The organism is Microcoleus sp. Pol7_A1, assembly GCF_036701085.1.
Lineage (GTDB): Bacteria > Cyanobacteriota > Cyanobacteriia > Cyanobacteriales > Microcoleaceae > Microcoleus > Microcoleus asticus.
The window spans coordinates 1-1,115 of sequence record NZ_JAUBQD010000174.1 but is presented as its reverse complement, the minus strand read 5'-3'; the positions used below and the strand labels follow the sequence as shown (position 1 = coordinate 1,115).

The window sequence follows — 1,115 nt, the reverse complement described above, 5'->3', positions numbered from 1 at the left end:
TAGTGGGGTAACTAATATATGGGCGCTCGATTAAGAGTATTTCTGACTCAAAAGCAAGACAAAACCCTATTAAATCTGAGAACTGGGAAAGTACCACAAAAAGTCAAACATCGAGCAGAAGTAATCAGGTTAAATGCACATGGCTGGTATGTGGAGAAAATAGCTGCTCACTTGGGCTGGGCTTCACAAACGGTGAGAGTAGTTTTACATAAATGGGAAAAGTTTGGTATAGAAAGTCTTTGGGAAAAGCCAGGTCGAGGCGGAAAATCGAAGTGGAAAGAAGAGGATATAGAGTTTTTGGAAGAATGCCTTAAAAAAGAACCACGTACATATAACAGTTTTCAATTAGCTGATAAATTAGAAAAAGAGCGCTCGATTAAATTAAGTCCCGACCGATTAAGACGGGTACTAAAAAAAAGGGGATTATTTGGAAAAGAGCTAGTCCAAGTCATAAAGGAAAACAAGACCGCAAAGAACGAGAAATAAAGCAATCAGACCTAGATATGCTGGAATTAGCAGCGGCAGCGGGAGAAATTGACTTAAAATATTTAGATGAATCAGGATTTTGTGCGTGGAGTAAACCGAGTTATACCTATTACAAAAAAGGTCAGCAAAAACGGATACAACAGACTAAAAATCGAGGTCGTAGATTAAGTATTGTCGGGCTGTTTGAACCTTTAAGTAGCTTTGTATATGGTTTGGTAATTGGAGGTGTCGATCGAAAAGCTTATATCCAGATGATGGAGAAAGAAGCCGAAGAAGCTGCCCAAATGAAACGGATTAGAATTATTGTACAAGACAACGGTCCAATACACCGATGTCACGAGGTTAAACAGTTGTGGTCAAAGTGGGAATGTCAGGGTTTATATATCTTTTTCTTGCCAAAATATTGTTCCGAAATGAACCCAATTGAATTAGAGTGGCAACACATTAAAGAAGATGAATTAGCCGGACAAATGTTTGACGATGAATTAGAACTCGCCTACGCAGTAATTCATGGAGTAGAAGTTAGAGGAAAAAGAGGAGATTACCCTACACAACGTATTAAATTCAAGTCCAGTCACCCTACTTAATATTTTGTTACATACTTATGGATTTTCCCGCCGACCTACTTA

At 38.5% G+C, this 1,115-nt stretch carries 1 protein-coding gene; it reads left to right on the top strand.

Translation table 11 applies throughout. The annotated features are described in order from the left end of the window. The first annotated feature begins 18 nt into the window (after positions 1–18). A protein-coding gene (locus tag QUA20_RS31855; RefSeq protein WP_333194339.1) for an IS630 family transposase occupies positions 19–1,073 on the top strand; the annotation gives its coding sequence in 2 pieces (ribosomal slippage) (positions 19–411 and positions 414–1,073; 1,053 coding nt in all). Positions 1,074–1,115: the final 42 nt, after the last annotated feature.